The organism is Streptomyces sp. NPDC057616 (assembly GCF_042800575.1).
GTDB lineage: Bacteria > Actinomycetota > Actinomycetes > Streptomycetales > Streptomycetaceae > Streptomyces.
Map to the genome: position 1 here is coordinate 91983 of NZ_JBHVGU010000034.1, position 21331 is coordinate 113313.

A 21331-nucleotide genomic window follows, 5' to 3' on the forward strand; every position below is an offset into this window, starting at 1 on the left:
TCTCACCGGAGCAGGTAGGGCATGTTGACCGTCACGGCTCCGGTGGGACAGCGGGCCGCGCACGGGCCGCAGTACCAGCACTCGTCGACATGCATGTAGGCCTTGCCGGTGCTGTCGTCGATGGCGAGGGAGTCCAGCGGGCACATGTCCACGCAGAGCGTGCAGCCGTCGATGCACTTCGACTCGTCGATGGTCACGGGCACGTCGGCCCGCTGGGGCGCCAAAGGCATGGCTGTCTCCAGGAAGGGGTCGAGCTTGACGGGGGCGGTGCGTCAGAGAGAGCGGTGCAGCAGGCCGCTCATGGTGATGCGGTCGCCGCGGAAGCGGATGAACTCCAGGTCGACGGGGCGGCCGTCGGCGAGGTGGGTGAGCCGTTCCAGCATCAGGACGGCCGCGCCGTGCGGGGCCTCCAGCACGGCGGCGGAGTGGGTGTCCGCGCTGACCGCCTCCAGGGTGATCTCGGCGTGGCCCAGCCGCTGCCCGGTGATCGTCTCCAGCAGGCCGAAGACGTCGGTGTTCTCCAGGTCGGCGCCGAGCAGCGCGGTGCCGATGTCGAGCGGGATGTAGGTCAGGTCGAGGGAGAGGGGAAGGCCGTTCAGGCGGCGCAGGCGCTCGATGTAGAGGACGTCCGCGCCGGGACGGACCTGCAGGCGTTCGGCAACCGGGGCGGGTGCGGAGGCGGGGCCCATGGTGCGGACCTCGTTGGTGACCCGGCCGTGCTCGCGGAGGGTTTCCGCGAGGCCCATCAGGCGATCGAGGCCGTGCCGGTACTTCTGGCCGACGACGACCGTGCCGACGCCGGGGAGCCGGTCCACGAGACCTTCCGCCCTCAGCAGGTCCAGGGCCTGACGGACGGTGTTGCGGGTCGCGCGGTAGTCCGTGGCGAGGGCCGTCTCGTGGGGGAGGGTGCCGTCCGGGAAGCCGCCGGCCAGGAGCTGGTGGCGGAGCAGGTCGGCGAGCTGCCTGGCCTGGTCGGCGCGCAGCCGGCGCCGCGCGCGGTGGGCGGCGACGGTGGTCGCGCCCTGGCCGGCGTGGTCTCGGATGCGGTCGCTGGGTGGCATGTCTCGAACCATACCGAGTCGGTAGGGAAAGGAGTGTTGCAGTGGTGTTGCGCCACCTGCCGAGGTGTCAGGCGCGACTCTGACCTGGGGAAACGACACTGCGAGGGCAAGATCTGCCACAACTGGGGTAGCGCGTGACGATCCCTGCGAGCGGAGCGGCGGTCCGGCCGCTCAGCCCAGTGCCGTCAGCCCCGGTGCGAACATGATCAGCAGCGGGAGCAGGGGTACCAGCGCGGCTACCGTCGTGGTCAGGGCGCGGTGCCGGCGGCCGAGCCGTGGCGGGGGCTGGAGAAGGCGGTCGACCCGTTCGCCGAGGAGCCGGTGGCTGGAGGCGCAGGACAGGACGCCGCGGTGCTGGTTCAGCTCGATCAAAGCCAGCGCGGTGGTGAGGTGGCCGCACCGGCGCGAGGCCGTGTCGTCCGCCGCCAGCTCCACCAGCCGGTGCGTCTGCTCGCAGAAGTGGGCGAACAGCGGCACCCGGGGAAAGCCCGTGGCCAGCGCGCTCGACAGGTGCAGCAGCCAGTCGTGGTGGGCTCGGGCGTGGTCGCGCTCGTGGGTGAGGACGGCGTCGAGCTGGTGGTCGGTGAGCCGGTGCAGCGCGCCCGTGGTGACGACGAGCTGGGGCGGGTGGCCCGGCATCCACCAGGCGTCGGGGTACTCGTCCTCCAGCACCAGCAGCGGACCACGCGCCGCCTCCTCCAGGCCCGCGGGCAGTTCGGGGGCGCGTTCGCGCAGGTGGGCCCGGGTCTGGCCGCGGCGTCGGCGGGCCTCGACGAGTTCCCGGGCGAGCATCGCCGTCGTCCAGGCGGCGCCGCAGGCCAGCAGCAGCGTGAGGGCGGTGGCCCAGGCGGGGGCGGCGGTCAGGTCGTAGGCCGCGGTCACGGCCGGGGGCGCCGGTGCGAAGACGTGGTCGCGGAAGGTGTGGAAGACGGCGGCCGCGCCGAGCACCAGCGCCGTCAGACAGCACAGCAGGACGGTGGCGACCAGGCACTGCCACACCCACAGCGCGACCACGGGTTCCCGCTCGGGCCAGGCCGCCCGCACCAGCGCACGCGGAACGGGCACGGCGGCCGTGAGGGCGACGAAGCTCAGCAGGAGCAGGCAGACGGTCATGCCACGGTCTCCGGATCCTGGTCGGAGGAGGGGCGGTGCGGAGGGGTGATGCGGTGGGGTGGTGCGTGGGGTGATGCAGGGGGTGGTGCGGCTCGGCGCGCGGGGCGCCCGCCGCCAGTATGACGGCGAACGGCGCGGGAGTCAGGAGACGAAGACCATCCCGTACGTCCCGTGCGACCCCCGTCACGCCCTGCAACTCCGGGCCGCCTCAACGCCCTTGCCATGATCGGCCACCGGGTCCGGCGCACGCACCGCACCCGCCCGCTCCTCCCGCCGGACTCGCGCCCGCGCACGCGCCGCGAACTCCCCGCTCACACCCGCCCGCTCACCCAGGCCCGCACCCGCGGCCCGGCCCGCGCTCACGACCGCGGACCGGTCACGCTCCGTCCACCAACTCCTGGGAACGACAACCCGCCCGCTCCGTCGGTCGACGCGCTCACTTCCGCGGACGCGGCCTCCGAGGGGGGATGCTCACTCCCGTGGGCGCGCCCCCGCCACGATCCGGCCGCTCACCTCGCCCAGGCCCACCCGGACCCCGCCCGGGCCGGGTGCCCAGGCCGAGAGCGTGACGACGTCGCCGTCCTCCAGGAACGTCCGCTTGCCGTCGGGGAGTTCGAGGGGGTCGCGGCCGTTCCAGGTCAGCTCCAGCAGGGACCCGCGCTGGGCCGGCCCCGTACCGCTCACCGTGCCCGAGCCGTAGAGGTCGCCGGTGCGCAGGGAGGCGCCGTTCACCGTCATGTGGGCGAGCTGCTGCGCGGCCGTCCAGTACATGGTGGAGAAGGGCGGCTCGGAGATGACGTGGCCGTTGAGCGCGACGGAGATGCGCAGGTCGTAGCCGCCGGGCTCGGCGTCGGCGTCCTCGGTGTCGTCCAGGTAGGGCAGCAGCGGGTGCGTGCGCTCCGGCGGTGCCACGCGCGCGTCCTCCAGCGCGTCCAGCGGGGTGATCCAGGCCGACACCGACGTGGCGAAGGACTTGCCGAGGAACGGGCCGAGGGGCACGTACTCCCAGGCCTGGATGTCGCGCGCGGACCAGTCGTTGAGCAGGCACAGCCCGAAGACGTGCTCCCGGAAGTCGCCGAGCGCCACCGGCGTGCCCTGCGGCGAGGGCACGCCCACCACGAAGCCGACCTCGGCCTCGATGTCCAGGCGGACGGACGGCCCGAAGACGGGTGCCGCGTCGGCCGGGGCCTTGCGCTGCCCGGACGGCCGTACGACGTCGGTGCCCGACACCACGACCGTGCCGGACCGCCCGTGGTAGCCGATCGGCAGGTGCTTCCAGTTCGGCGTCAGCGAGTCCGCCGCGTCCGGGCGGAAGATCTGGCCGACGTTGCGGGCGTGGTGCTCGGACGCGTAGAAGTCGACGTAGTCCGCGACCTCGAACGGCAGGTGCAGCGTCACCGAGGACAGCGGGTGCAGGAAGGGGGCGACGGCCTCCTGGTGCGCCGGCACCGTCACCCACGCCGTCAGCGCGCGCCGCACGTCCGACCAGGCGGTGCGGCCCGCGGCGAGGAGCGGGCCGAGCGAGGGCCGGGCGAGCAGGGAGGCGTACGGCGAGCCGAGCGCGTGCGCCGCCGCGCCCGCGTCGAGGACGTGGTCGCCGAGCCGGACGCCCACGCTCCGCTCCGCCGGATCGCCGAGCGAGAAGACGCCGTAGGGGAGGTTGTGGGGTCCGAAGGGGTCGCCCTCGGGGACATCGAAGGGGGGCATGGGGTGGCTGCCTCACTCTCACCAGGTCGCGAGCGTTCTGTCACGGGCCGTCATGTGGCCGGGCCACACGTTACGGCCGAGTCGCCCCCTTGGGCAGTGTCTAAAGAGTTTGCAATGTCCGAATTGGCCTTGTCGGAGGCCCCAATTCCGGCTTAGCGTCCTTTGGGGGACACGGACGGGGTGGGTCCGGTCCGTAGGGGGGACGCGTGGGGGGACCCGTGGCCAGGAGCAGCGGCAGTGTGCCTTTTGACGCCGACCGTGATGTGCCCGGCCTGATCGTCAAGATCGGCGGCTATCCGCTGCACCACGGCGGGGTCGGCGCGATCCGCAGTCTGGGCCGCCTCGGCGTGCCCATGTACGCGATCACCGAGGACCGCTACACACCCGCCGCCTCCTCCCGTTATCTCAAGAAGGCCTTCGTCTGGCCGACCACCGGCACGGAGGCCCCCGAGCACCTCGTGGAAGGACTGATCCGGATCGGCCGCCGCATCGGCCGTCCCACCGTCCTCGTCCCGACCGACGAGGAGGCGGCCGTCCTGATCGCCGAGCACCAGGACGCGCTCGCCGGCCGCTTTCTCTTCCCGCCCGTCGACCCCGGCCTGCCGCGCCGCCTCGCGAGCAAGCAGGGCCTGCACGAGCTGTGCGTGGAGCACGGCATCCCGAGCCCGACAGCCGCGTTCCCGCAGTCGTACGACGACATCGTGACCTTCGCCGAGAAGGCCCGCTTCCCGGTGGTGGCCAAGAACCGGGAGGCGTTCCTGCGGCGCCGGCAGCCGGCCGTGAACGGCACCACGCGGATCGCCACCCGCGACGGCCTGCTGCGGCTCGCCCGCGACTGGGGCGAGCACCCCGGCGTGATCCTCCAGGAGTACCTGCCCAGGGAGGAGGCGGAGGACTGGATCGTGCACGCCTACTTCGACCAGGACTCCACCCCGCTCGCCATGTTCACGGGCGTGAAGGTGCGCTCCTGGCCGCCGCACGCGGGCATGACGGCGAACGCGTACGTCGTCGACAATCCGGAACTCGCGGACCTCGCCGCGCGTTTCATCAAGCAGATCGGCTTCACCGGCGTCATCGATCTCGACCTGCGCTTCGACCGGCGCGACGGACGGTACAAGCTCCTCGACTTCAACCCGCGCATGGGCGCCCAGTTCCGGCTCTTCGAGAACGAGTCGGGGGTGGACGTGGTCCGCGCCATGCATCTGAATCTGACCGGCCGCACCGTTCCGGAGGGGGAACAGCGCGCCGGCCACCGGTACATCGTGGAGAACATCGACCTGCCCGCCCTGCTCGCCTACCGCCGCAGCGGCTACACGACGCCGCACGCACCGGCGCGTGCCAGCGGGACGGAGCTGGCCTGGCTCGCGGGTGACGACCCGCTGCCGTTCCTCACGATGCTGGCGCGCTTCGTGCGGCCCGGCGCGAAGCACCTGTATCAGCTGTGGCGGACCAACCGCCGCGGCAGCGGCACCGGTTCGAGCAGCTGACCGAGCAGACCCGACCAGCTGCGCGAGCCGGACACGAAGTGGCGAAGTGACGTCCTGGGGAGGGACTTCGTGAGGCATCCGGTTGCAGTCATCGGCGCCGGGCCGTTCGGCCTGTCGACCGCCGCCCATCTCAAGGGCCGTGGCATCCCGGTCCGCGTCTTCGGCGACCCCATGGTCAGCTGGCGCGACCACATGCCCGCGGGCATGCTCCTGAAGTCGACCCCGGTCGCCTCCAGCATCGACGCCCCCCAGCGGGGCCACCGCCTCGCCGACTACTGCGACGCCGCCGGCATCAAGCGGCTGGTCACGGACGAGGACATCATCCCGATCGAGACCTTCATCGGCTACGGCGAGTGGTTCCGGGACCGGCTCGTGCCCGAACTGGAGCAGGTGCGGGTCGTCTCCGTGGACCGGCACAAGAGCGGCGGCTTCGAACTGAAGCTGGACTCGGGGGAGTTGTTCACCGCCCGCGCGGTCGTCGTGGCGACCGGCCTGTCCGGCCTGGCGCACCTGCCGGCGGAGCTCGCCGCGGCCGTCCCGGAGGGACCGGCACCCACGGGCCCGGTCTCCCACAGCTCCCAGGAGCACGACCTCACCCGCTACGCCGGCAAGGACCTGATCGTCGTCGGCGCCGGGCAGTCCGCGCTGGAGACGGCGGCGCTGGCGGCCGAGGCAGGCGCGCAGGTCCGGGTGGTCTCCCGCGGCCGCGGCAAGGTCGCCTTCGGGGCGCCGCCGTGGCAGCAGCCGAGGCTGCGCCCCGAGTCGCCCTTCGGCCGCGCCTGGTCCCTGTGGGCGCTCAGCTACTACCCGCACCCCTACCGCCACCTGCCGGCCGGGACCCGCCACTACCTGGTGCGCCGTGTGCTCGGCCCGCTCGGCGCGTGGTGGCTGCGCGATCGTTTCGAGGGGAAGGTGCAGGTCAGCGAGGTCGAGCGGATCGTGCGGGCAGACACGTCCGACGGCAGCCCGAGGCTGACGGTCCGCACGCACGCGGGCCGCCCCGAGGAGCTGTCCGCGGACCATGTGATCGCGGCCACCGGCTACCGGGTCGACATCGCGGCGATGGACTTCCTCGGGCACGAGCTGCGCACCCGTCTGGCGGTCAGCCGGGGCACGCCCCGGCTGGGCGCGGGATACGTCTCCTCGGAGCCGGGTCTGTACTTCACCGGCCTGCCGGCGGCGGCGTCGTACGGCCCGGTGATGCGTTTCGTGTGCGGCACGGAGTTCGCCTCGCCGAGGCTGACCGCGCACCTGGCGTCGGCTCATGGGTAGACCGGGGCCCGGGAGACCGGGCGAGGACGAAGGACCGGCCGGGGCGCGGGAGTTGGGTGGGCGGCGCGGCGGGTACCGTGGTCGTCCGGTTCGCGATGAGTCGGTGGCGCGTCCGGTCCGTATTCTCTGATCATGGCCGCACCCACCGCATATGCACTCATCGCCACCGACCTGGACGGCACGCTGCTGAGAGGCGACGACACGCTGTCCGACCGGTCCCTCGCCGCGCTCGCGCGGGTGGCCGAGGCCGGCGCCCGGCACCTGGTCGTGACGGGCCGCCCGGCCCCCAGAGTGCGGCCGCTCCTCGACATCCTGGGCAGCACGGGGCTCGCGGTGTGCGGACAGGGCGCGCAGGTGTACGACGCCGGCGCGGACCGTCTGCTGTGGTCCGTCACGCTGGACCGGGAGCTGGCGGAGACGGCCCTCGGCAAGATCGAGGCGGAGGTGGGACAGGTGTACGCGGCCGTCGACCAGGACGGCGTGGACGGGCTCACGCTGATCGAGCCCGGCTACCTGATGCCGCACCCCACGCTGCCGGCCGTACGGGTCGACCGGCGCGACGACCTGTGGTGCGCGCCCATCAGCAAGGTGCTGCTGCGCCATCCCGACCTGTCCGACGACGAGTTGGCGGCGACGGCGCGCTCGGTGGTGGGCTCACTGGCCACGGTCACCATGTCGGGACCCGGAACCGTCGAACTCCAGCCATGCGGCATCACCAAGGCGACCGGTCTCGCCCTGGCCGCCGCGCACCTGGGGCTCGGGTCGCTGGAGACGATCGCCTTCGGCGACATGCCCAACGACATCCCGATGTTCGACTGGGCGGCGCACGGCGTCGCCATGGCCAACGCCCATCCGGAACTCAAGGCGGTGGCCGACGAGGTCACCTTGTCGAACGAGGACGACGGCATCGCCGTCGTCCTCGAGCGACTGCTGTGGTAGGAGCCTTTAGTAGGCGCCGTAGACGTTGTCGATCGACCCGTAGCGCGCGGCCGCGTACTTGCAGGCGGCGGTGATGTTGGCGACCGGGTCGTACGGGTTCATCAGCGTGCCGGGCACGTGGTAGGCGAGGAAGGTCGGGTCGATGACCTGGAGCAGACCCTTGGAGGGCGTGCCGGCGAGCGCGTTCGAGTCCCAATTGTTGATGGCGGCGGGGTTGCCCGAGGACTCGCGCATGATGTTGCGGTAGATGCCGTCGTACGAGCCGGGGATGCCGTGCTGCGCCATGACCTGCAGGGAGGCCCGGATCCAGCCGTCGAGGTTGTCGGTGTAGCCCATGGAGGTCGCGGTGAGCGTCGTCGGCGTGGCCGCCGAGGCGCTGGTGGCGCCGATGACCGGCAGGGCGAGGACGGCGGCACCGGTGCCGAGGACGGCGAGCTTGCGGGCCAGGCGGGAGTTCTTGGGACGACGGTGCTGAGCGGCAGCGGACATGGGGGATTCCTCTCCGGCGCCTGCGAGGTGAGCTGTCGGGTTCGGGCGGGAGCGGCCCGGCCGCGCGGCCTTGCGGCGGCGCGGCTTCACCCCGAGCCGGTCCGGGGCAATGCCCGGTCCGGCGACTTACCTGGGTCCCCCGCTCCTGCCGTGCGAGTGAGTTGGTCGATGGGTCGGCCGGGCTGCGGCAGGATTCGGCGTCTGCCCGACTGGCCGGGAACGTATGCGAGAGCACATGTCCGGAACAAGTGCCGGATTCACAGACCATGCCTATTGACCTTGGTCTGAGGTTTATGGGGCACTTGATCCTTTGCTGCTGCCAATCCTCAACTCGTATGCGGACGACGGAAGAACGGAGGCAGCTGATGGACCGTCGGGCCGAGGGTCGACGTGACCCAACTCACTGGCATCCGCAAGAGTGGCAAATCGGGCAATGGGGCCAACTCATGTTCAAACAGCCGCCCGTGAGGAACGCCGGCCTCAAGTCCGTTGGCAGGGACCCTTTTCGGCCTAGGGGCAGATCGCTCATTGAAGGCGAAAAACGGACGAATCAGGGTCGGTGATCTTCGGTCGCAGGATTGCATGTCCGCCGGGGCGGAACCCCACATGTGGTGCAGATCGTTCCCATGGCGGCCGTCCTCTGGAGGGGTGATGTCACGAGCGTCTACGGGACACGGGCCGCCGCCTCCCGCCGGACCGGCCGGCACGCCGATAGACAAGTCGATAGATATCCACTCATATGAGGCGATCAAAAACATAGCGGTCGTGATCCGATACCGCCCGTGGTGGACGGGTGGGCGGCATGGGTGATCGAAAGGTGACCGGATACGCTGACTTGAGTGATGGCAGCGACCTATCGACAAACCGCGTGAACCGCAGGTAGACACCAGCAGACAGGAGACCCCTCGTGACCGTCGTCGGGCCGTTCGGGCTGAGCGTGCGGGACCAGGCTCTGGAAGCCGATGTCCAGGCCGGATTGGCGGCTGTCGAGGAGGGTTTGCTCGAAGCCACCAAGAGTGAGGTCCCCTTCATCACGGAGGCCGCCCAGCACCTGGTGCGGGCGGGTGGCAAGCGGTTCCGCCCCTTGCTGGTGATGCTCGCCGCGCAGTTCGGCGACCCGTACGCGCCGGGTGTCGTGCCCTCGGCCGTGGTGGTGGAGCTGACCCACCTGGCGACGCTGTACCACGACGACGTGATGGACGAGGCCGCCGTGCGGCGCGGCGTGGACAGCGCCAACGCCCGCTGGGGCAACTCGGTCGCGGTCCTCACCGGCGACTTCCTCTTCGCGCGGGCCTCGCACATCCTGGCCGACCTCGGGCCCGAGGCGGTCCGGGTGCAGGCCGAGGCGTTCGAGCGGCTGGTCACCGGGCAGATCCTGGAGACGGCGGGGCCGCAGGACGGGCGGGACCCGGTCGATCACTACCTGGACGTGCTGGGCGGCAAGACCGGCTCGCTGGTGGCCGTCTCCTGCCGCTTCGGGGCGATGATGTCGGGCGCCGACGAGACGGTCGTGGACGTGCTGACGCAGTACGGCGAGCGGCTGGGCGTCGCCTTCCAGCTGGCGGACGACGTGCTGGACATCGCGTCCGAGTCGCGCGAGTCCGGCAAGACACCGGGGACCGACCTGCGCGAGGGCATCCCCACCCTGCCCGTGCTGCGGCTGCGGGAGCGGGCGGCGCGGCTGGGGCTGGCCGAGGACATCGCCCTGTGCGAGCTGCTGGACTCCGACCTGAGCGATGACGCGCGCCTCGAGGAGGCGCTGGCCGGGCTGCGGGCGCACCCCGCGCTGGAGCAGGCCCGCCGCGACACCGTGCGCTATGCCGAGGACGCCCGCGCCGCGCTGGCCCCGCTGACGGAGTGCGACGCGAAGCTGGCGCTGATGGAGATGTGCGACGCGGTGGTGCACCGGGCCGGCTGAGCCGTCCCCGGCGGCGCAGGACACCGTCCACCCGAGTTGTGATACAGGTCACAACTCTGGACTGAGTCCAATCTGAGATCCCTTCCGTAGTCATACACAGAAGGCCGACGCAGGGGGTGTCGGCCGGCCTACGGGGAGAAAACAACATCATGGGCATGAATACGACGTTTTCGAAGCGCCGTAAGAGCCTGATCGTCACCGCTGTCGCGGTGGCCGCCGCCGGCGGTGTCGCCGCCGCGGTGATTCCCGCCTTCGCCGCCTCGGGCGCCCGCGCCGACCACGCGGGGCACGCCGGCGGCATGGGCGGGGAGAGCATCGTGAGCCAGAGCGGGACCGTGTCCGGTGGCACCGGGGGAACCCTCCTCGCCACCAGCCTCCGGGGAGCCAACGAGGTTCCCGTCGCGGGCGGACCGGCCGTCGGGGACAAGGACGGCGCCGCACTGGAGTTCATCAAGGTGAAGGGGGACAAGGTGTCCGTGGCCGTGACCTGGCGCGGCACCGGCAGGCCCACCATGCTCCACATCCACCAGGGCGCCAAGGGCACCAACGGCGGCGTCAAGGTCGACTTCACCGGCCTGCTGAAGGACAGCAGGCGGCACAGCGTCGTCGGGACCGTGAAGGTCGGCGACCCCGGCCTGCTCGCGGCCCTGACCTCCGACCCCGGTTCGTTCTACGCCAACCTGCACACCGCCGAGTTTCCCGGCGGGGCCGTCCGCGGCCAGCTCCACAAGGTCACGGTCGCCGGCTTCGACTTCCGCAGCGCCCTGCACAACTTCCAGGCGTCGGTGGTCAAGGGCAAGCAGATCTACGAGTGCAAGCCCGCCGACGGCGGCGGCTACGCCTTCGCCCAGCGGGACGTCGACGCCCTGCTCGGCGGCGGCATCCGGCACAGCTTCGTCGCACCCAACTCCGGTACGCCGCAGTGGGTCGCGCCGGACGGCAGCGCGGTGACCGGGGCCGTCCTGTCCAAGACGCCGAACGGCGACGGCAACATCCCCGAGCTGGACCTCAAGGCCACGCAGTCGGGCAAGCACCATGGCCTGCTGGCGGACACCGCGGAGATCCTGCGGCTCAACACCGTCGGCGGAACCGCCCCGTCCGGCTCCTGCACGCCCGGCACCGTCACCGGCGTGCCCTACCGGGCGGACTACGTCTTCCTGCAGAGCTGACGCGGGCCGCTGACGGAGACTCATCCGGGCGGCGCCTGCCCCGCACGACCCCTACGGGTCGGGGGAGGCGCCGCCCTCCCGCGTCATACCCCAGGCGTACACGGAGTTGAATCCCCGGTCTGACGATTCCGCGTGGCGGATTTGGTGAGATGGAAACCACGGAAATCACCACTCCTCACCGATTCGGGTGAGAATGGCGGCACGGGGTGGACAACAGAAGCACGCGAGTTGGACAGGCCGCCGCCGACGACGGAGGTAGCGCACACATGGCACCGTACGAATCCGACGAGAGCACGACCGCCGAGGAGGCCGACGACCTCCGCGCGGGCCGGCGCAAGGCCGCTCGGTACGTGGTCCCGGTCGCGGTGGTGGGGGTGGCCGCGGCGACCATCGGGCTCGTCCCGGCTCTCGCCGACTCGGGCGACCCCGACCTGCCGAAGATCAGCGCGCAGCAACTCATCGACAAGATCGCCAAGTCGGACGTGCAGCAGATGTCCGGCACGGTGAAGGTCAGCACCGACCTCGGCCTGCCGGACCTCGGCGGCCTCGAGAACAGCCTGGCGTCCGGCGCGGCCGGGTCGGGCGACGGCTCGTCCGCCGACCCGAGCTCCAAGCTCACCGAACTCGCCACCGGCACGCACACCCTGCGCGTCGCCTCCGACGGCCCGGACCGGCAGAAGGTCTCGCTGCTGGAGAACGCGGCGGAGTACAGCCTCATCCACAACGGCAAGGACGTCTGGGGCTACGACAGCCGGTCGAACGAGGTCTACCACTCCACCGAGGCAGGCAGCGCGAAGGCCCAGCCGAAGAAGGACGTCCCGGCCACACCCAAGGACTTCACCGAGGAGGCCCTGAAGTCGGTCGACGACACCACCTCCGTGACCGTCCAGGGCACCGCCCAGGTCGCGGGCCGTGACGCCTACCGGCTGGTCGTGAAGCCGAAGCAGTCCGGGTCGACCGTCGGCCAGATCACGGTCGCGGTGGACGCCAAGACGGGCATGCCGCTGAAGTTCACGCTGACGCCGTCGAGCGGCGGCTCCGCCGTGATCGACGCCGGCTTCACCCAGGTCAGCTTCGCCCGGCCGAGCGCCTCGACCTTCGACTTCACCCCGCCGAAGGGCGCGAAGGTCACCGAGGACACCAAGGCCGGGCACGGCAGGGCCGGGCACGACCTCAAGGGCACCGGCAAGGTTCCCGGGTCCGGCAAGGACCTCGCCGAGGGGACGGGCGGCATGAAGGTCCTCGGCAAGGGCTGGAACTCCATCGCCACCTTCGACACCGGCGGCAAGGGCGTGCCCTCGGGCTCCGCGGCCGGCGGCCAGCTCGGCGGCTTCCTGGACTCGCTCGGCGACAAGGTCTCCGGCAAGTTCGGCTCGGGCACGGTCTTCAAGACCCGCCTGATCAACGCCCTGATCACCGACGACGGCAAGGTCTACGTCGGCGCGGTGGACAAGGCCGCGCTGGTGAAGGCCGCCGACGCGGCGAAGTAGACGGCACGGGCAACCGCCGTACACGTACGACGAATCGAGGGAGCCGATGGGCGATGCGTCCGCCACGGAGCCGGAGAAGGGGGAGCCGGGTGACGGCGTCATCGCCACCCACCGGCTCACCAAGCGCTACCGCGGCGGGCAGCTCGCCGTCGACGGCCTGGACCTGACCGTCCCGGCGGGCAGCGTCTTCGGCTTCCTCGGTCCGAACGGCTCGGGCAAGACCACCACCATCCGCATGCTGATGGGGCTCATCGAGCCGACCTCGGGCACGGCGCGTGTCCTCGGGCGGCCCATTCCGCGCGCCGCACGCGCCGTGCTCCCGCACGTCGGCGCCCTGATCGAGGGCCCCGCCCTGTACGGCTTCCTCTCCGGCCGCGACAACCTCCTGCGCTACGACGCCGCCGACCCGACCGCCGATCCGCGCACCCGGCGCACCCGGGTGGCGGCCGCGCTGGACCGGGTGGGCCTGACGGCCGCGTCCGGCAAGAAGGCCAAGGCGTACTCGCTGGGCATGAAGCAGCGCCTCGGCCTCGCGGCCGCGCTGCTCCAGCCGCGCAGGCTGCTCGTGCTGGACGAGCCGACCAACGGCCTCGATCCGCAGGGCATGCGCGAGATCCGCTCCCTGGTCAGGGAGTTGGCCTCCGACGGCACGACCGTCTTCCTCTCCTCGCATCTGCTCGACGAGATCGAGCAGGTCTGCACCCATGCCGCGGTGATGGCGCAGGGCCGGCTGATCACCCAGGGCCCGGTGGCCGACCTGTCGGCGGGGGTGCGCGGCCGGCTGGTCGTCACCACGCCCGACCCCGGGGACGCGGCCCGGGTGCTGAAGGAGCAGGGCGCCGCCGACGTCGTGGCGGCCGAGGACCGGGTGAGCGCCGAGCCGCCCGATCGCGATCTCGCGGAGGTGAACGCCGCGCTGGTGGCGGCCGGCGTCCGCGTCCGCGGCTTCGGCGTGGAGCGGGCCTCCCTGGAGGACGCGTTCGTGGCACTCACGGGGGAGGGTTTCGATGTCGCAGGCTGAGGCGCTGCGCGCTCCGCGGCCGCTGTGGACCTTCGGGCTCCTGCGCAGCGAGCTGCTCACCACCTTCCGGCGCTGGCGCACGCTCGCGCTGCTGGCCGTGCTGGCGGCCGTGCCGATCCTGGTCGGCATCGCGGTCAAGATCGAGACCAGCGACGGCTCGACGGCCGGCGGCGGCCCCGGCGACGGCGGCGGAGGCCCGGCCTTCATCTCCCAGATCACCAACAACGGCCTGTTCCTGGTCTTCACCGCGCTGGCCGCGACGCTGCCGTTCTTCCTGCCGATGGCGATCGGCGTCGTCGCGGGGGACGCCATCGCGGGCGAGGCGAACTCGGGCACCCTGCGCTATCTCCTGGTCGCCCCCGCGGGCCGCACCCGCCTGCTGCTCACCAAGTACGCGACGGTGATGGCCTTCTGCCTGGTGGCCACCCTCGTCGTCGCGGTCTCCGCGCTGACGGTCGGGGCCATCCTGTTCCCGCTCGGCGATCTCACGACGATCTCCGGCACCCGGATCAGTTTCGCCGAGGGCCTGGGCCGCGCCCTGCTGATCGCCCTGGTCGTCGCCGCCTCCCTGGTCGGCGTCGCCGCCCTGGGCCTGTTCGTCTCGACGCTCACCAGCAGCGGCATCGCGGCGATGGCGACCACGGTCGGACTGCTGATCACCGTCCAGATCCTCGACCAGATCCCCCAACTGCACACCATCCAGCCGTACTTCTTCTCCCACTACTGGCTGTCCTTCGCCGACCTGATGCGCGAGCCGGTCTACTGGGACGACCTGACGAGGAACCTCGGCCTGCAGGCCCTGTACGCGGCGGTGTTCGGATCGGCGGCCTGGGCACGGTTCGCGGCGAAGGACATCACGGCCTGAGCCCCGTGCGCGGGGCTTCGGGCTCCGGACTTCGGCCGCAGGTCACCGGCGGTGCTCGGCCGCTCCGGTGAGCCGGGCCAGGGACTCCGTCTCGCGCGGCGGCCGGCCGCTCAGATCGCCCAGGCGCCAGTCGGACACCCAGGGCACCCGGTACACGTCGATGATCGACTCGATCAGCCGGATCTGCTTGTCGAGCGGCTTCGGCAGCCGCCCCGGGGCGTCCGCGACGAGCACGACGCCGTCGAGGTCGAGCCCGGGCGGGGCCTCGCCGAGCCGGAACACCTCCAGGGCGCGCAGCAGGGCCGCCAGACCCGACGCGTGCGTCCGGGCCACGAGCAGCACGGACGCCGGGTCCCCGGGGCCCGGCCAGTCCCGGCCGCAGTCATGACCGCCGTAGACGACGGCGAGGGTGGTGACGCCGGCGCCGCCGTGGGTGCCGACCCAGGAGTAGCGCCGGGCGGTGGCGTGGGCGTGCGCGGCCTCCCGCGGTCCCGGTCCAGGTACGGCGACCGGGCCGCGGAGCCATATCTCCGGTCCCTGCTGCACATCCGTCCGCATGCCCGCTCTCCTCCCTCGTCACGCCCCCTGATCCTCATGACACCGGTACGGTCACGCGAGGGCGCGGGCAGCACCTGGGACGATGCTGTGACGCCACGGTGACGTGAGAACCGGGAGCGACCGGAGAGACTCGACAGTACGTGCACAACCGGATCTTGACGCCGGGGGAGCGGAAGTCCGACGGCGGGAGGGAGCACCATGGAAGCCGGACGCGCCGTCCATGGACTCCCCGACGCATCCGAGTGAGGGAAGCGATGTCTCGACTCAGCCGCGACAAGAAGCGGGAACAGGACCACGTCGCGGGCTCGGCGGCCCTGGCGGCGGCACCGATCGACGTCCGTGTCCCCGCGGCAGGACCGGTCGGCGCCTGGGTGGGCGGCGTGCCGGTCGGCGCGGCGGCCGGCGAGGAGATCCAGCAGGCCGTCCTGAACCACCTCACCCGCATCGCCCTCGCGACCGGCCGGCCGGTCCGCGCCACGGTCCACGACGAGCGCATCGGCTACGTCCTCCACCTCCAGGTCGAGACCGACGGGGCCAGCGGCTTCACGGGAGAGCCCGCGCAGATGGCGACCGCGGGGGAGCCGGCGAAGCCGGCCCAGGTGCTTCCGCCCCCGCCGCCCGCGCCGTCCCCGCCACCGGCCCGGTCGCAGCCTGCCGCCCTGCCCGCCCCGCCCGCTCCCTCCTCCTTCCCGGCTCCGTCCCCGCTGCCGCCCGCGCCGCCCGCCGAGCCGGAGGCGCCCGCCGCCGAGGAGCCGCGGCAGCCCGAGCCCGAGCAGCAGCCCGGGCGCGACAAGCCGACGCACGTGCTGCGGGCGGCGCAGGAACCTCACCGGGAGACCGCGCCGACCTTCCCGCTGCGCTCGGTGTCGGAGCCGCAGCCGCTGGGCGAGAACGTGCCGACGTTCCCCCTGCGGGCCGTACCGGAGCCGCAGGGCGGGACGGACGGCGTCTCGCCGACGTTCGCGCTGCGTGCGGTGCCCGAGCCGGAGCCGGTCGAGGACCGGGCCCCCGGCACGGTCGCGGCACCGAAGGGTGCGTTCGGCCCGCCCCCGCCGATGGACGCGGTGCCGCAACGCCGCGCCGAACCCGAGCGCCGCGCCGAACCCGAGGACGCACCCGCGCCGCGCCCGGAGCCCGCGCCCGCCCGTCCGTCGACCTCCCTCACCACCCTGCCGCCGCTCCTGGACCCGGCCGCCGACCCCGACCCCAAGCCCACCCCGGCCCGCGGCTTCGACGCCGTGGCCGAGGCCGTGCTCGGCGACGAGCCGCCGGCCACCACCAGCTTCCTCGTCGAGCCGATGGCGCAGATCAACGAGGCCGTGAAGGCGGGCCGGATAGAGACGGCGGCCGGACTGGCGGAGGGCGCCGTCGGCGAGGCGTCGGCGGCGCTCGGACCGGAGCACGACGAGGTGCTGCGGCTGCGCGAACTCAGCGCGTACATCGCCTACTTGGCGGGTGACCCGGTGCGGTCCTTCCGGCTCTCGCTGGACCTCGCCCGGATTCGCCGGCGCACCCGGGACGCGGAGGCCGCCTACGGCAACATCCAGAGCGCGGCGTCCGCCTGGCGCGCCGTGCGCGACCCGCAGCAGGGTCTGGAACTGGGCCGCGACCTGATCGGCCTGTGGACCGAGCTCACCGCCGAGGACGGTCCGGCCGCGGACGACATCGAGCAGCTGGAGTCGGCCCGCGCGCGGATGGGCCGGCTCACGGAACGCGCCCGCAAGTCGGCCCAGTAGCACACGAGTTGCCGCTCGAAGGCTAGGAGGACAGGCCCCACACAGCGTGCGCGATGGCGTCGCTGTTGCGGTCGAGCGCGGTGTCGTCGATGTTGGACGAGGTGTCGCAGGAGCGGTGGTAGCAGGCGTCGAAGGCCTTGCCGGAGGTGCCGCCCCACTTGGTGGCCTGCGCCGCCGTCTTGATGTAGTCGGCGCCGCTGAACAGGCCGCCGACCGGGATGCCGGCGTTCTTGAACGGCGCGTGGTCGGAGCGGCCGTCGCCCTCGGTCTCGGGCTCGGTGGCGATGTTCAGGCCGGTGAAGTAGTCCTTGAACGTCTTCTCGATCGCCGGGTCGTCGTCGTAGACGAAGTAGCCGGGGTTGGGCGAGGCGATCATGTCGAAGTTCAGATAGTCGCTGATCTTCGAACGGTTCGCGGTGGAGAGGCCGTTCACGTAGGTGCGGGAGCCGACCATGCCCAGCTCCTCGGCGCCCCACCAGGCGAACCGCAGGTGCTTGGTGGGCTTGTAGCCGGCCCTGGAGACCGCGAGCGCGGTCTCCAGGATGGCGGCCGAGCCGGAGCCGTTGTCGTTGATGCCGGGACCGGCGCTGACGCTGTCCAGGTGGGAGCCGACCATCACGACCTGGTTGGCGTCCCCGCCCGGCCAGTCGGCTATCAGGTTGTAGCCGGTGCTCCCGGAGGACGTGAAGGTCTGGACGCTGGTGGTGAACCCGGCCGCGTCCAGCTTGCCCTTCACATAGTCGAGGGATGCCTTGTAACCGGCCCTGCCGTGCGCGCGGTTGCCGCCGTTGGCGGTGGCGATGGACTGGAACTGGGCGAGATGGGCCTTGACGTTGGTCACGGGGATGTCGGGCGCGGCGGCCACCGGCGCGGGTGCCGCGCCGGCCATCGATCCGCTCGTCAGGAGCATGACAGTCGAGACGGCGGCCGCGACCACACCGGTGGCAGCCGTGCGCCCGGAAACGGAGAACTTCATGTGGGGGGCTCCGATTTCCTTGGGAATCACGGGGATTCCGCAATGAATGGGGTCCCAGGATGGTGAACTCTTTACTAACCGCGAGTCAAGAGCGGTATCAGGACAGGCGGTTCACATACCGGACGCCGGGCGGCGGCCTCGTCGCTAGGCGACGCAGAACTCGTTCCCCTCCGGATCGGCCATCACGACCCACTCGCCGGCCGGCTCCTTCACCTCGCGCAGCACGCCCGCGCCGAGCCCCTTCAGCCGCTCGACCTCGCCGTCCCGCCGCCCCTCGCCGGGGTGCAGATCGAGGTGGAGCCGGTTCTTGACGCTCTTCGGCTCCGGCACCCGCTGGAACAGCAGCCGCCGCCCGAGCCCGGTCCCCTTCTCCGCGTCGTACGGGTCGTCCGGATGCCGTACGGCGATCAGGTCGCGGAAGGCCCGGCGCCCGTGGAAGTCGACGGTGGCCGCCTCCGGCAGCGCCCCCAGCTCCAGCAGCCGCTCGATGAACGCGGCGTTGTCCTCCACCTCGTACCCGAGCGCGGCGGCCCAGAAGTCGGCCTGCGCATGCGGATCGGCGGCGTCGATGACGAGTTTCCAGTGCACCGGGGTCTGTGTCATACCCCCACTATCCAGTGCCGGTACGGATCTCTCAGCCTCCGGTCACGCATCCACCGCGGCGGACGCCGGCACATCCACCCGTGCCATCTCGCGCACCCGGCCGAGCCGGCGCGCGGTGCGCCACGCGTCGAAGGTCAGCAGGCACAGCGCCACCCACACCAGCCCGAACCCGGCCCACCGCTCCACCGGCATCGCCTCGTGGAAGTAGAAGATCCCGAGCAGGAACTGGAACACCGGCGCCAGGTACTGCAGCAGCCCGAGCGTCGACAGCGGCACCCGGATCGCCGCCGCCCCGAAGCAGACCAGCGGCAGCGCGGTGACCACCCCGGTCGCCGCGAGCAGCGCGCCGTGCCCCGCCCCCTCGGACGCGAACGTCGACCGGCCCTGCGAGGACAGCCACAGCAGATAGCCGACCGCGGGCACGAACTGGATCGCGGTCTCGGCGGCCAGCGACTCCACCCCGCCGAGCGCGACCTTCTTCTTCACCAGGCCGTACGTGGCGAAGGAGAAGGCGAGCGTGAGCGATATCCACGGCAGCTGCCCGTACCCCACCGTGAGCACGACCACCGCGGCGAAGCCGGTCGCGACCGCCACCCACTGCAGGGGCCGCAGCCGCTCCTTCAGCAGCAGCACGCCCATGGCGATGGTGACCAGCGGATTGATGAAGTACCCGAGCGAGGCCTCGACCACGTGCCCGTTGTTCACGGACCAGATGTAGACGCCCCAGTTGACCGTGATGACGGCCGCGGCGACCGCGACGAGCGCCAGCCTGCGCGGCTGCCGCAGCAGCTCGCCGGCCCAGGCCCAGCGGCGTGTCACGGCGAGCGCGACGGCCACGAAGACGAGGGACCAGGCCATCCGGTGGGCCAGGATCTCCACCGCGCCGGCGGGCTTGAGCAGCGGCCAGAAGAGGGGGACGAGGCCCCACATGCCGTAGGCGGCGATGCCGTTCAGCAGTCCCACGCGTTCGCCGCCCGACTTCCCGCTCACGGGCCCCTCCTCGCCTCGTCGCACATGCGTGCAAGGCAGAAGGTAGCGCCCGCCACCCTCGCCCGTCCTTCCCCTATCGCCACCCAGTCCTGACAAGCGAGGGTGGCGGGCTCGGCGGGCCGCCGAGAGGCCCGGCGCCGGCCCGTCAGCCCTTGACGGCCGCGGCGATCGCGTCGGCGAGCGGAGTGGTCGGACGGCCGGCCAGGCGGGACAGGTCGCCGGTGGAGACCACCAGTTCGCCCTTCTCGATGGAGGCGTCCACGCCCGCGAGGATCGTGGCGAGCGGGCCGGGCAGCCCGGCGCCGGTCAGGATGCCGGCGTAGGTGTCGACCGAGACCGGGCGGTAGGCGATCTCCTTGCCGGTCTGCCGGCTCAGCTCGGCCGCGTACTCGGCGAAGCCCCAGGCCTCGTCGCCGCCCAGCTCGTACGTCGTGTTCTCGTGGCCCTCGCCGGTCAGGACCGCGACCGCGGCGGCCGCGTAGTCGGCCCGCGAGGCGGAGGAGATACGGCCCTCGCCGGCGGCCTGGACGACGGCGCCGTGCTCCAGCACCGGGGCCAGGTTCTCGGTGTAGTTCTCGTGGTACCAGCCGTTGCGCAGCAGCGTGTACGGCAGGCCGGAGGCGAGGAGGGCCTCCTCCGTCCCGCGGTGGTCGTCGGCGAGCGCGGCCGTCAGGCTGCCCGGGGCGCTGGTGTAGGCGAGCAGCGCGACGCCGGCGGCCTTCGCGGCCTCGATGACCACCTTGTGCTGGCCGACGCGGCCCTTGTCGAACTCGTTGCCGGAGATGAGCAGCACCTTGTCCCCGGCGGCGAAGACGCCGGAGAAGGTCTCGGGGCTGTTGTAGTCGGCGACCGCGAGCTTCACCCCGCGCGCGGCGAGGTCGGCGGCCCTGGCCTCGTTCCGTACGACCGCGGTGATCCGGTCCGCCGGGACCTTCTCCAGCAGCTGGTCCACGACCTGACGGCCGAGGTGTCCGGTGGCTCCGGTGACGACGATGCTCATGATGCAGAACTCCTTGTGGGGTCGGATGACACTTACCCTAGGAGCTGCGCTAACTATCGGAAAGTACCCACTTTGAAGTAAGGTACTGGCATGGCAGTAAGTAGAACGGACGCCGTCGTCGAGGCGATGTGCCCCTACCGCCTCGTCCTCGAACACGTCACCAGCCGCTGGGGCGTCCTGGTCCTGATCGAGCTCCTCGAGCGCCCCTACCGCTTCAGCGAACTGCGCCGTGCCGTCAGCGGCTACGGCCGCGGCGTCAGCGAGAAGATGCTCACCCAGACCCTCCAGACCCTGGAGCGCGACGGCCTGGTCCACCGCGACGCCAAGCCCGTGATCCCGCCCAGGGTCGACTACTCCCTGACCGGCCTGGGCCGGGAGGCGGCGGAGCAGGTGCGGGGGCTGGCGCTGTGGACCGAGAAGCGGATGGACGCGGTGCAGGAGGCACGGGAGGCGTACGACAGCCGCCGGGCTGCCGACGCCTCCTGATCCCGTTCCGTCAGCCGACGACCGTCCAGGTGTCGCCGCCGGCGAGGAGGGCGGCGAGGTCGCCCTTGCCGTGCTGTTCGACGGCCAGATCGAGCTGGTCGGTCATCTGGGTGTCGTAGACGGGCCTGTCGACGGAGCGCAGCACGCCGATGGGGGTGTGGTGCAGGGTGTCGGGGTCGGCGAGGCGGGAGAGGGCGAAGGCGGTGGTGGGGGAGGCGGCGTGGGCGTCGTGGACCAGGACGTCGGCCTCGTTGTCGGGGGTGACGGTGACGACGGTCAGGTCGCCGGTGGACGCATCGCGGACGACGCCGCGGGCGTGGTCGGGGCCGAAGCGGATGGGTTGTCCGTGTTCGAGGCGGATGACGGCCTCTTCGGCCTGCTGCTTGTCCTTGAGGGCGTCGAAGGCGCCGTCGTTGAAGATGTTGCAGTTCTGGTAGATCTCGACCAGGGC

The 21331-nt window shown here is 71.9% G+C and carries 20 protein-coding genes, 1 pseudogene and 1 riboswitch; of the genes and pseudogenes, 10 read left to right on the forward strand and 11 right to left on the reverse strand.

Annotated elements, in window-relative coordinates; genetic code table 11:
- Nucleotides 1-2: 2 nt before the first annotated feature.
- From ACFU97_RS34435 to fahA, 4 genes are all read right to left on the reverse strand, one after another.
- Nucleotides 3-230 carry a ferredoxin family protein gene (locus tag ACFU97_RS34435; RefSeq protein ID WP_030180763.1) on the reverse strand — a complete coding sequence of 76 codons (228 nt, stop codon included), beginning with the start codon at nucleotides 228-230 and terminating at the stop codon, nucleotides 3-5.
- 42 nt (nucleotides 231-272) lie between these two features.
- Nucleotides 273-1061, reverse strand: a complete 789-nt coding sequence (locus ACFU97_RS34440; protein ID WP_384264488.1) for a GntR family transcriptional regulator — start codon at nucleotides 1059-1061, stop codon at nucleotides 273-275.
- 171 nt (nucleotides 1062-1232) lie between these two features.
- The gene (locus ACFU97_RS34445) at nucleotides 1233-2174 is read right to left on the reverse strand and encodes a M56 family metallopeptidase (protein ID WP_384264489.1); all 942 of its coding nucleotides are present in this window, start codon (nucleotides 2172-2174) and stop codon (nucleotides 1233-1235) included.
- A gap of 471 nt (nucleotides 2175-2645) precedes the next feature.
- Nucleotides 2646-3881, reverse strand: coding sequence for a fumarylacetoacetase (gene fahA / locus ACFU97_RS34450; RefSeq protein ID WP_384264491.1), 1236 nt, complete (start codon nucleotides 3879-3881; stop codon nucleotides 2646-2648).
- A 239-nt stretch (nucleotides 3882-4120) separates the two neighbouring features.
- Between fahA and ACFU97_RS34455 the strand changes: the two genes are divergently transcribed.
- The 3 genes from ACFU97_RS34455 (at nucleotide 4121) to ACFU97_RS34465 (ending at nucleotide 7579) form a co-directional block, all read left to right on the forward strand.
- Entirely contained in the window at nucleotides 4121-5368 is a 1248-nt protein-coding gene (locus tag ACFU97_RS34455) for an ATP-grasp domain-containing protein (protein ID WP_384264492.1), read from the forward strand.
- A 69-nt stretch (nucleotides 5369-5437) separates the two neighbouring features.
- Nucleotides 5438-6640 (forward strand): FAD-dependent oxidoreductase, encoded by a 1203-nt coding sequence (locus tag ACFU97_RS34460; protein WP_384264493.1) that lies wholly within the window; start codon nucleotides 5438-5440, stop codon nucleotides 6638-6640.
- Nucleotides 6641-6772: 132 nt separating this feature from the next.
- Nucleotides 6773-7579, forward strand: coding sequence for an HAD family hydrolase (locus ACFU97_RS34465; protein WP_384264495.1), 807 nt, complete (start codon nucleotides 6773-6775; stop codon nucleotides 7577-7579).
- 6 nt (nucleotides 7580-7585) lie between these two features.
- Here ACFU97_RS34465 and ACFU97_RS34470 read toward each other — a convergent pair whose 3' ends face one another.
- Nucleotides 7586-8068, reverse strand: coding sequence for a transglycosylase SLT domain-containing protein (locus tag ACFU97_RS34470; RefSeq protein ID WP_384264496.1), 483 nt, complete (start codon nucleotides 8066-8068; stop codon nucleotides 7586-7588).
- Nucleotides 8069-8072: 4 nt separating this feature from the next.
- Nucleotides 8073-8278: riboswitch (cyclic di-AMP (ydaO/yuaA leader) on the reverse strand.
- A 697-nt stretch (nucleotides 8279-8975) separates the two neighbouring features.
- On the opposite strand from ACFU97_RS34470, the gene ACFU97_RS34475 reads away from it, so the two are divergent.
- The 5 genes from ACFU97_RS34475 (at nucleotide 8976) to ACFU97_RS34495 (ending at nucleotide 14531) form a co-directional block, all read left to right on the forward strand.
- On the forward strand, nucleotides 8976-9986 hold the full coding sequence (locus ACFU97_RS34475) for a polyprenyl synthetase family protein (RefSeq protein WP_384264498.1): 1011 nt from the start codon (nucleotides 8976-8978) through the stop codon (nucleotides 9984-9986).
- 155 nt (nucleotides 9987-10141) lie between these two features.
- On the forward strand, nucleotides 10142-11155 hold the full coding sequence (locus tag ACFU97_RS34480; RefSeq protein WP_384264499.1) for a CHRD domain-containing protein: 1014 nt from the start codon (nucleotides 10142-10144) through the stop codon (nucleotides 11153-11155).
- 266 nt (nucleotides 11156-11421) lie between these two features.
- Nucleotides 11422-12645, forward strand: coding sequence for an outer membrane lipoprotein carrier protein LolA (locus tag ACFU97_RS34485; protein ID WP_384264500.1), 1224 nt, complete (start codon nucleotides 11422-11424; stop codon nucleotides 12643-12645).
- Between the two features lie 46 nt (nucleotides 12646-12691).
- A complete protein-coding gene (locus tag ACFU97_RS34490) occupies nucleotides 12692-13666 on the forward strand; it encodes an ABC transporter ATP-binding protein (protein WP_384264501.1) in 975 nt (324 codons plus the stop codon).
- A complete protein-coding gene (locus ACFU97_RS34495) occupies nucleotides 13653-14531 on the forward strand; it encodes an ABC transporter permease (protein WP_384264502.1) in 879 nt (292 codons plus the stop codon). The genes ACFU97_RS34490 and ACFU97_RS34495 overlap by 14 nt, the downstream gene beginning before the upstream one ends.
- 42 nt (nucleotides 14532-14573) lie before the next feature.
- Here the strand turns inward: ACFU97_RS34495 and ACFU97_RS34500 are convergent, their stop codons facing one another.
- On the reverse strand, nucleotides 14574-15089 hold the full coding sequence (locus tag ACFU97_RS34500) for a hypothetical protein (RefSeq protein ID WP_384264503.1): 516 nt from the start codon (nucleotides 15087-15089) through the stop codon (nucleotides 14574-14576).
- 254 nt (nucleotides 15090-15343) lie between these two features.
- Here ACFU97_RS34500 and ACFU97_RS34505 point away from each other — a divergent pair, with 254 nt between their 5' ends.
- A complete protein-coding gene (locus tag ACFU97_RS34505) occupies nucleotides 15344-16825 on the forward strand; it encodes a tetratricopeptide repeat protein (RefSeq protein ID WP_384264504.1) in 1482 nt (493 codons plus the stop codon).
- A gap of 22 nt (nucleotides 16826-16847) precedes the next feature.
- Here ACFU97_RS34505 and ACFU97_RS34510 read toward each other — a convergent pair whose 3' ends face one another.
- The 4 genes from ACFU97_RS34510 to ACFU97_RS34525 all read right to left on the reverse strand — a co-directional run bounded on the left by ACFU97_RS34510 (nucleotide 16848) and on the right by ACFU97_RS34525 (nucleotide 20394).
- Nucleotides 16848-17801 (reverse strand): M28 family metallopeptidase, encoded by a 954-nt coding sequence (locus ACFU97_RS34510; protein WP_384264506.1) that lies wholly within the window; start codon nucleotides 17799-17801, stop codon nucleotides 16848-16850.
- 144 nt (nucleotides 17802-17945) lie between these two features.
- On the reverse strand, nucleotides 17946-18404 hold the full coding sequence (locus ACFU97_RS34515; protein WP_384264507.1) for a VOC family protein: 459 nt from the start codon (nucleotides 18402-18404) through the stop codon (nucleotides 17946-17948).
- 42 nt (nucleotides 18405-18446) lie between these two features.
- On the reverse strand, nucleotides 18447-19394 hold the full coding sequence (rarD, locus tag ACFU97_RS34520) for an EamA family transporter RarD (RefSeq protein WP_384264509.1): 948 nt from the start codon (nucleotides 19392-19394) through the stop codon (nucleotides 18447-18449).
- 145 nt (nucleotides 19395-19539) lie between these two features.
- Nucleotides 19540-20394, reverse strand: coding sequence for an SDR family oxidoreductase (locus ACFU97_RS34525; protein WP_384264510.1), 855 nt, complete (start codon nucleotides 20392-20394; stop codon nucleotides 19540-19542).
- A 90-nt stretch (nucleotides 20395-20484) separates the two neighbouring features.
- Here ACFU97_RS34525 and ACFU97_RS34530 point away from each other — a divergent pair, with 90 nt between their 5' ends.
- Nucleotides 20485-20880: a winged helix-turn-helix transcriptional regulator gene (locus ACFU97_RS34530; RefSeq protein WP_384264512.1), complete on the forward strand. Its 396-nt coding sequence runs from the start codon at nucleotides 20485-20487 to the stop codon at nucleotides 20878-20880.
- 10 nt (nucleotides 20881-20890) lie between these two features.
- Here ACFU97_RS34530 and ACFU97_RS34535 read toward each other — a convergent pair.
- Nucleotides 20891-21331 (reverse strand): annotated as a pseudogene (locus tag ACFU97_RS34535) (2-oxoacid:ferredoxin oxidoreductase subunit beta); the annotation flags it as partial.

Coding starts and splice junctions, on each gene's coding strand:
- ACFU97_RS34435 (WP_030180763.1), bottom strand. CDS start 230: ATGCCTTTGGCGCCCCAGCGGGCCGACGTGCCCGTGACCATCGACGAG.
- ACFU97_RS34440 (WP_384264488.1), bottom strand. CDS start 1,061: ATGCCACCCAGCGACCGCATCCGAGACCACGCCGGCCAGGGCGCGACC.
- ACFU97_RS34445 (WP_384264489.1), bottom strand. CDS start 2,174: ATGACCGTCTGCCTGCTCCTGCTGAGCTTCGTCGCCCTCACGGCCGCC.
- fahA (WP_384264491.1), bottom strand. CDS start 3,881: ATGCCCCCCTTCGATGTCCCCGAGGGCGACCCCTTCGGACCCCACAAC.
- ACFU97_RS34465 (WP_384264495.1), top strand. CDS start 6,773: ATGGCCGCACCCACCGCATATGCACTCATCGCCACCGACCTGGACGGC.
- ACFU97_RS34470 (WP_384264496.1), bottom strand. CDS start 8,068: ATGTCCGCTGCCGCTCAGCACCGTCGTCCCAAGAACTCCCGCCTGGCC.
- ACFU97_RS34480 (WP_384264499.1), top strand. CDS start 10,142: ATGAATACGACGTTTTCGAAGCGCCGTAAGAGCCTGATCGTCACCGCT.
- ACFU97_RS34485 (WP_384264500.1), top strand. CDS start 11,422: ATGGCACCGTACGAATCCGACGAGAGCACGACCGCCGAGGAGGCCGAC.
- ACFU97_RS34490 (WP_384264501.1), top strand. CDS start 12,692: ATGGGCGATGCGTCCGCCACGGAGCCGGAGAAGGGGGAGCCGGGTGAC.
- ACFU97_RS34495 (WP_384264502.1), top strand. CDS start 13,653: ATGTCGCAGGCTGAGGCGCTGCGCGCTCCGCGGCCGCTGTGGACCTTC.
- ACFU97_RS34500 (WP_384264503.1), bottom strand. CDS start 15,089: ATGCGGACGGATGTGCAGCAGGGACCGGAGATATGGCTCCGCGGCCCG.
- ACFU97_RS34505 (WP_384264504.1), top strand. CDS start 15,344: ATGTCTCGACTCAGCCGCGACAAGAAGCGGGAACAGGACCACGTCGCG.
- ACFU97_RS34510 (WP_384264506.1), bottom strand. CDS start 17,801: ATGAAGTTCTCCGTTTCCGGGCGCACGGCTGCCACCGGTGTGGTCGCG.
- ACFU97_RS34515 (WP_384264507.1), bottom strand. CDS start 18,404: ATGACACAGACCCCGGTGCACTGGAAACTCGTCATCGACGCCGCCGAT.
- ACFU97_RS34525 (WP_384264510.1), bottom strand. CDS start 20,394: ATGAGCATCGTCGTCACCGGAGCCACCGGACACCTCGGCCGTCAGGTC.
- ACFU97_RS34530 (WP_384264512.1), top strand. CDS start 20,485: ATGGCAGTAAGTAGAACGGACGCCGTCGTCGAGGCGATGTGCCCCTAC.